The sequence below is a fragment of the Pseudomonas sp. PHC1 genome, from assembly GCF_046487845.1.
Lineage (GTDB): Bacteria > Pseudomonadota > Gammaproteobacteria > Pseudomonadales > Pseudomonadaceae > Aquipseudomonas > Aquipseudomonas sputi.
On sequence record NZ_JBJXHJ010000036.1, the window covers coordinates 25849 to 34293 of the forward strand.

Consider the following 8445-nt stretch of genomic DNA (forward strand, 5'->3'; position numbering starts at 1 on the left):
CGGCTGATCGTTACAAGCATCGGCCAGCTCTGCTGGTCGATGTTGTTTACGCCCCTCCAGAATTTCGCGTACGTTGACCCGCTTTGCGGGCGTCGACGAACGCCGCTGTACAGCACGAGGAACAAGGGATGTTCGCGCCGGCCAATGAAACCCACTTTGCCCTGACCATCGAAGGTCTTTCCGCCGACTTTCAGGTGTTTAACCTGACCGGCCGGGAAGCCATCAGCCAGCCTTTTGTGTTCGAGGTGGAGCTGGTCAGTGAGCAGCCGTCGCTGGACCTCGACACCCTGCTGCACAAACCGGCCTTTTTGCAACTGTCGCCCGACGGCAGCGGCATCCACGGCCTGATCTACCGCGCCGCGCAAGGCGATTCCGGCAAGCGCCTGACGCGCTACTCCGTGACCCTGCGCCCGCAACTGGCGTACCTGGCGCACCGGATCAACCAGCGGATCTTCCAGAACCTCAGCGTGCCGAAAATCATCGGCAAGGTCCTCGAAGAACACGGCATCCAGGGCAACGCCTACGCCTTCCAGACCGGCTCGATCTACCCCGATCGCATTTACTGCGTGCAATACGACGAATCGGACCTGCATTTCATCCAGCGCCTGTGCGAAGAAGAAGGCATTCACTACCACTTCCAGCACAGCGCCACGGGCCACAAACTGGTGTTCGGCGATGACCAGACGGTGTTCAAGAAACTGGCGCCGGTGGCCTATCAACAGGACTCCGGGATGGTCGCCAGCGACCCGGTGATCAAGCGCTTCGACCTGCGCCTGGAAACCCGCACCAGCCGCACCACCCGCCGCGACTACGACTTCGAAAAACCCCGAATCACCCTCGAAAGCGAAAACCGTGGCGATGCCCTGCCCGACCTCGAGGACTACGATTACCCGGGCCGTTTCGTCGACCGCGAGCGCGGCAAGCACCTGGCCAAACGCGCCCTCGAACGCCACCGCAGCGACTTCCAGCTCGCCGAAGGCAAGAGCGACCAACCTCTGCTGGTCAGCGGCCATTTCCTCGCGCTGAAAGAACACCCGAAAGCCAAGTGGAATGACCTGTGGCTGCTCACCGAAGTCCACCACGAAGGCAAACAGCCGCAGGTGCTGGAAGAGTCGGTCACCAGCGACACCACCGCGCTCAAAGACGATTTTCATCAGGGCTACCGCAACCGCTTCCAGGCCACCCCGTGGGACGTGCCGAACCGCCCGCCCCTGCGCCACCCGAAACCGCGCATCCTCGGCAGCCAGAGCGCCGTGGTCACCGGGCCGAAAGGCGAAGAAATCCACTGCGACGAATACGGCCGCGTCAAAGTCCAGTTCCACTGGGACCGTGAAGGCCAGGCCGACGACAAGACCAGCTGCTGGCTGCGCGTCTCCAGCGCTTGGGCCGGCGCCCAGTACGGCGGCATCGCCATCCCGCGCATCGGCATGGAAGTGCTGGTCACCTTCCTCGAAGGCGACCCCGACCAGCCGCTGATCAGCGGCTGCCTATACCACAAGGAAAACACCGTCCCCTACGCCCTGCCGGCGAACAAGACGCGCACCACCTTCAAGACCCTGAGCTCGATGGGCGGCGGCGGCTTCAACGAACTGCGCATCGAAGACAAGAAAGGCCAGGAACAGATCTTCCTCCACGCCCAGCGCGACTGGGACGAGAACATCGAACACGACCAGAAAATCCGCGTGGGCAACGAACGCCACGACGTCGTGGAAAAAAACAGCTACACGGAATTCAAGGCCGAAGAACACCACACGGTTTATGAAGACCGCAAAGTCGAAGCACGGGCCAACGACCACCTGACCGTGGGCGTGAACCAGCACATCAAGATCGGTACCGGGCAATTCATCGACGCGGGGCAGGAAATTCACCTGAGCAGCGGGATGAAGGTGGTGCTGGAGGCCGGGGCCGAACTGACGCTGGTCGGCGGCGGCAGCTTCATCAAAATCGATGGCGGCGGCGTGACCATGAGCGGGCCGGCGATCAACATCAACTCCGGCGGCGGACCAGGCAGCGGCACGGGTGCCGCCCCGTTGATGCCGGGCGTGCTGAAACAAGCAGATGCCGACAAGGCGGGCTCCGTGCTGACCCCGGCGCAAATCAACACCCTCAAACGTAATGCACCGTTCTGCGAAGAGTGCGAAAAATGCAAGGCAGGTGCCTGTGCCATCTAATCGACTGACACCCAAGGATTGGCTGGCACAACAGCCGTTGCAAAAAGACGAACGTCTGTATCTGGTCATCAGTGCCGCGAGCGATGCCGAAGCGCTCAAGGCCTTGTATCAGAGCGAACCGTCCGTCCAGGCCATTCCCGTCTGGGGTGGAACGCCCTACTCCACCTGGCAACCGGTGATGCCCTACGTCGCCGAACTCAAGGCCAACTCGGCCTTCCTGCCCTGGATCACCGAAACCGACGCCCTCGACTGGGGCTGGCTGGCGGTCTCCCGCTCGGAGCCCAACGAAGTCTTCGAACATCTGCGCAGTTTGACCCAGGTGAAGATGCCGGACGGGACCGAAGTGTTTTTCCGGTTCTGGGATGGGCGGCATATCTATCCGATTCTTGAAGGGTTGGGTGAGACGGCTGGGGAAGTGTTGCCGGTGTTTGAGCGGTATCTGATTAATGGGCGGAGCCTGGAAGTCGGGCCGAGGGTGGTGCCGAAGGTGAAGGATTGGCCGTGGTGGGAGGTGCCGAAGAAGTTGCTGGATCAGTTGGCGAAAGAGGATCGAACGACGCTGGTCGGCAACTTGATGCAATGGCTCGAAGAAGCACGCCCGGACGTCTACAGCGCGTGGCCCGAGAACAACCTGAAACTGAAAATCACCCGTTTCGTACGTCGCCCGGATGCTCCGGACAACCTTAAAGAAGCACTGTTAAACCACCTGATTCTGGAGCAAGGCTGATGGATCGCGTTGCCTTTGTTGACAACCAACTGAACACCTTCAAGGACAGTCTGAAGCTGTATCAGGAACAGACCAAAACCTGGTACGCCAACGTCGCCGACAAAGCCAGCCGAGCGGCTGACCTACCTTCCCTGCTGGGCATGGAGCGAGTGATCAAGGTGGGGGGCACCAGCAAATCGGTGAGCATGACCGACGGCGACTTCACTTCGAACGTTGCTCAGTGCCCATTGAAGGGACCGCTGCTGATCGAGAGCAAGTTCGAATCGGTTTATGACATTCCTGTAGGCGATATCGAAGTCGAGATCGTCGCGGTGGAAGGTGGTGCAGTCAGCAAGGTCAAACTCGATCAACAAGGCAAAGCCAGCTGGACCGGTGGGATTCCCGGCAAGTTCTACAAAATCCGTGTTCACAACGAAGTGACACCCGCGCAGATCGACGCTCTGTTCAGCTCCTACAGCGGCGTGACAGCGGACCTCGAAGGTTTCCTGCGCAAAGAGTGGGCCGGGTTCAAACCACAGTGGTCGAACCTGTCGGCTTCAGGCACGGCGATGGCGATCGGCAACGGCATTCTTGAAGGTGGCTGGGAAGCCATCAAAGGCGTGTGGGATGGCATTAGTCTGGTGCTCGACATTCTGCAAGACCCCAAGAAGTTTGCGAATGATCTCGGTGCCGGCGTCCAGGACCTGATCAAAGTCGCCCAAAGCTCGCCAGACATCATGAAAAAAGCCATGTTGCTGGCCAGCGACGAGGCCGCTTTGTTCCTGCTGGTACGCAGTGCCGTGATCTGGCTGGCAGGCTTGCCGCCAATGAAGATGGCCGGCGACGTTGCGAAGATGACCACGGCCATTGTCGTCGGCATCGCGATCGACATCGTGATTGGCGTGGTACTGACGATTGCGGCCGAAGGCACAGGGGTTATCTACCTCGCCGCCCGATTGAAGAAGTACGGTGAGCTTGTCATCAACGCGGTCACCAGCTTCGTGAAGTCGTTGTTCAAGATCATCAATGGCTTTATGGAGTACGTCGCCAAATACACCGCCGTTGCGGCGCGTGGGGTGACGGCGAAGGTGAGAAATGGCGTCTCTCAGCTGCGCTTCGACGGGAAAAAGAACGCAAGGCTGGGTAAAGGTGAAGTCGGTGATGACGCTTCAAAACAGGCAAAGACGCCTGCGGAAAAGAGCGCCGAACCCGCCTCGGAGACGTGTACCAACGGATGCCCGGTGTCGATGGTCACCGGCGAAGAACTACTGACGCTGACAGATGGCCAGCTTGACGGCTTGCTGTCGTTTGAATGGACACGCCTGTACAGAACCAGCGCCGTGGAAATCGACTGTGGCTTGGGATACGGGTGGAGTCACGCCCTTGCTCACCGCATCGAAATCGTGGGCGATGAAGTCATCTGGACCGACCACGAAAACCGCTCCACACCGTTCCCGCTTCCAAGCGAGCAACGCCCGGCGATCACTAACAGCCTCTCGCGTGCAGCCATTTTCCTCGGCGATGACCCGTCAGAACTGGTGCTGGCGCAGGCCGGCAAACGCCCATCGTTCTACCACTTCCGATTCAACAGCAAAGGCGCCACCCTGATCGCCATCAGCGACAGCTATGGCAATCGTCTGCACATCACACGGGACATCCACGGGCGCATCAAACGCCTCGACAACGGCGCAGGTCGTGCCCTGTTTTTACGCTACGACCGCAAACACATTGTGGCTGTGGACTATCAGCAGTTTCTTCCAGCAGACAATCTTGAGGATGCCTGGAATACCGTCCAGACGCTGGTCACCTACACCTATGACGCGCAGCACCGGTTGATTGAAGCGAAGAATGCTGCCGGGGAAGCCGAGCGTTATCGCTACAACGATCAACATGTGATTCTGGAACGGCAACTGGCCGGCGGCGCGAGCTTCTTCTGGGAGTGGGAGAACGAAGGCAAACTGGCTCGATGCATCCACCACTGGGCAAACTTCTCGCAGATGGACGCGCACTACGCCTGGGATGACAAAGGCAGCGTGACCGTTACCAACGCCGATGGCAGCGAAGAGGTCTACACCCATGACGACCAGGCACGACTGATCAGCAAGATCGATCCGGATGGAGCCGAGCACCTCAAGGCCTATAACGATAAAGGCCAATTGGTCGCGGAAAAGGATCCTCTCGGCGCCGTGACCGAATACCGGTACGACGACAATGGATTGATGATCGCCGTCATCCCTCCTGAAGATGAGGCCATCATCTACGAATACAGCAACGGTTTCGTCAGTGATGTTCATCGCGGCAAAGCCAGCTGGAAGTATCAACGCAACAGACAGGGCGATGTTACCCAGCAGATCGACCCGGACGGAAATTCGACGTTTTACAGCTACGACCGTCAAGGACGTTTGCTGGAGATCCGTCACCCGGATGGCAGCCGGCACCAACTGGGCTGGAACAACCTCGGTCAATTGCTTGAAGAACGCCTGCCCGACGGTGGTCAACGCAAATATCGCTACGACGCGTTGGGTCGGCAGATTACTCGGCAAGAAGAGTCCGGGGCCATCACCCAATACCAATGGGATACCGCCAACCGCCTTGCACAAATTACCCTGCCGGGCGGTGCAACACGCGCGTTCACCTACAACGCCTACGGCAACGTCACTGCCGAACGCGACGAACTCGGCCGCGTCACCCGTTACGAATATGCCGACAACCTGCACCTTGTCAGCCGTCGTATCAATCCTGACGGCAGCCAGTTGCGCTACCGCTACGACAACTCGCGCCTGCTGCTGACCGAAATCGAAAACGAGCGCGGCGAGCACTATAAGCTCAACTACTTCCCGAATGGCCTGATCCAGCAAGAAACCGGCTTCGACGGTCGTCGCACTGCGTACGAATACGACCTCAATGGCCAGTTGCTGAAGAAAACCGAATTCGGCGATGACGGCAGCGAGTTGGTGACTGAATACCAACGCGACGCCGCAGGCAGGCTTCTGGTGAAGACACTTCCCGACGGCGAAGAAATCCACTACAGCTACGATGCCCTCGGTCGCCTGGTCAACGTCGACGACGGACACTGGCCGCTCGCCTACGAATACGACCTGCAAGATCGCCTCGTCACCGAACACCAGGGCTGGGGCACCTTGCGCTATGAGTACGACAGCGTCGGCCAGCTCAAGCACTGTCGCTTGCCCGATGGCAGCAAACTCGATTACCGCCACCAGCCCGGCGGTATGCTCAGCGGCATCGATCTCAATGGCTCGCGCCTGACGTCTCACCAGTTCAGCGGTGGTCGCGAACAGCAGCGCCAGCAGGGCCTGCTGCTCAGCCAGTATCAATATGACGAACAGGGCCGCTTGCAGGCCCACAGCGTCAGCCAACGCGACAAACACCTGTTCCAGCGCCGCTACAACTACGACGCCAACGGCAACCTCGCCGGCATCGACGACAGCCGCAAGGGCAACCGCAGCTACCACTACGATCCGCTTGATCGCTTGATCAGCGTTCGTGGCACTACGCCGGAGAGCTTCGCCCACGATCCAGCGGGTAACCTGCTCGGCCAGAACAACGAAGGCACCGCCAACCTCGCCAATGTCAAAGGCAACCGCTTGCTGATGCAGGGCGACCGCCACTACGACTACGACGCCTATGGCAACCTGATCCGCGAACGCCGTGGCACCGGACAGAAACTCGTCACCGAATATCGCTACGACTGCCAGCATCGACTGATCGGTGTCAGCCTGCCGGGCGGCGGCACTGCATCCTACAAATACGACGCCTTCGGTCGTCGCATCGAGAAAACCGTCGATGGCCAAACCACCGAGTTCTTGTGGCAAGGCGAACGCCTGATCGCCGAAAGCGGTGACAACCGTTATCGCACCTACATCTACGAACCCGGCAGCTTCCGCCCGCTGGCGATGCTCGACGGCGAAGGACCGCGTAAGGCAACGCCGTTCTACTACCAGCTCGATCACCTGGGCACACCGCAGGAACTCACTGATTACAGTGGCGAGATCATGTGGTCCGCGAAGTACCGTGCGTACGGCAACCTAGCTGCGCTGGATGTCAGCGAAATCGACAACCCGTTGCGATTCCAAGGTCAGTATTTTGATGCCGAGACGGGCCTACACTACAACCGTCATCGCTACTACAATCCGGGGACTGGGCGGTTTCTGACACCGGATCCGATCAAGCTTGCGGGTGGGTTGAATAACTACCAGTACGTGCCTAACCCTACGGGGTGGGTGGATCCGTTGGGGCTGAATGGTTGTCCCGGGAGCGATAACAAAGAAAACTCATCAACCGGTGCAGAAAAGCCGGAAGACAATGCCAAGGTCAAAGATGGCAGTCCTGAAGCTCCATATGCAGGGCCGATCCCGAAGGCTATGCAGGAAAAAATTCTATATGGAACTCGAAGCCCTGGACATAATAAGCCTATCGGCGGGCACTCCCCCCAAGCAATGAACTCGCCAGAAAAGTATCAATACGACGTTGTTAGCATCAATAAGGATGGAACAACGAGTGTAAAAAATTTCAAAATGATTCTAGAACGAAAAGATGGCACGATTGGCTGGTCGGCAGCGAAGTCGCCGAATCGACATACCTTCGCACCTAAGAGTTGGAGTGATGCAAAAATACTAAAAGTTACTGATGAAGTAGCAGCAGAGCCTGGTAAGATCTTAAGAAACGAACCTGGGGCTCTCGTTACCGAACACACAAAAATTGTTGATGGTGTTGAATGGCAGGTCATCAAAGAAAACGGCGCCGTTACTTCATCATATCCAACAGGAGCGACTCCGTGAGCAACTTTGAAAAAGATGAAACTTATGAAAAACTCTGTACCTGGATTGGTGATTCGGAAGATTCAAACTGGACAGAATACACCACGGAGCTTGTTGCAAAAACCGTCCTGATAGACTTTACAAAACAACAATGGGACCGCTTAACAACAGAGATACTTTCCAAGCCAGAATATTGGCAGCAACGTTGCGCGGTTTCACTGGGCGAGGACCGTACTGAGCGCTCAATAGAAATACTGAAACTTCTACTTTCCGAATCGAACTACAGAGATGTAAAAACAATTGCAATATATGAACTCGACTGGGCAGAAGTCCCTATAGAAAAAAAATATGCAACCTTTATCAAAGAAGTTATAAAAAACACCCCCCACGATGAAATTGAACCTGAACTCAATAACTTGCTGATCAAAGCCGAATCAACCTAACAAGGTAACGCTAGGCAAGAAAGAAGGGGACAGATTTATCATTCGCGAAAGAAAATACCCTCCCCTTCTCACGTTCGAGAAAAAAAAATGACAGCGCAAAAACATATCCCACGAAGTGTATGGCATGGGCTTGACGGGACAAGCTACGACAACATTGCGCAGAGCTAGAATCCGAAGAACCGTCAATAAGAAAATGGATTTCAGAATCAAAGAGAATCAAAGGGGACAGAATCAAAGGGGACAGATTTATTTTTCGCTAAAGACAATAAAAAATAAATCTGTGGCGGGCTCAACCGGTCAACGCAACGAGTCGCTGCAACCTATCAGCGGGTGTTTCAAAATCCAAG

At 57.1% G+C, this 8445-nt stretch carries 4 protein-coding genes; all 4 read left to right on the forward strand.

Translation table 11 applies throughout. From position 1 onward, the window contains the following. The first annotated feature begins 128 nt into the window (after positions 1–128). The 4 genes from tssI to ACKJSM_RS27770 are packed head-to-tail and all read left to right on the forward strand — an operon-like array spanning position 129 to position 8098. Positions 129–2171, forward strand: coding sequence for a type VI secretion system tip protein TssI/VgrG (tssI, locus tag ACKJSM_RS27755; protein WP_410239442.1), 2043 nt, complete (start codon positions 129–131; stop codon positions 2169–2171). Next, positions 2161–2898, forward strand: a complete 738-nt coding sequence (locus ACKJSM_RS27760) for a DUF4123 domain-containing protein (protein ID WP_410239443.1) — start codon at positions 2161–2163, stop codon at positions 2896–2898. The genes tssI and ACKJSM_RS27760 overlap by 11 nt, the downstream gene beginning before the upstream one ends. Further along, the gene (locus tag ACKJSM_RS27765) at positions 2898–7676 is read left to right on the forward strand and encodes an RHS repeat-associated core domain-containing protein (RefSeq protein ID WP_410239444.1); all 4779 of its coding nucleotides are present in this window, start codon (positions 2898–2900) and stop codon (positions 7674–7676) included. Before ACKJSM_RS27760 ends, ACKJSM_RS27765 begins: the two co-directional genes overlap by 1 nt. Next, a complete protein-coding gene (locus ACKJSM_RS27770; protein ID WP_410239445.1) occupies positions 7673–8098 on the forward strand; it encodes a HEAT repeat domain-containing protein in 426 nt (141 codons plus the stop codon). The genes ACKJSM_RS27765 and ACKJSM_RS27770 overlap by 4 nt, the downstream gene beginning before the upstream one ends. Positions 8099–8445 lie beyond the last annotated feature (347 nt).

Coding starts and splice junctions, on each gene's coding strand:
- tssI (WP_410239442.1), top strand. CDS start 129: ATGTTCGCGCCGGCCAATGAAACCCACTTTGCCCTGACCATCGAAGGT.
- ACKJSM_RS27765 (WP_410239444.1), top strand. CDS start 2,898: ATGGATCGCGTTGCCTTTGTTGACAACCAACTGAACACCTTCAAGGAC.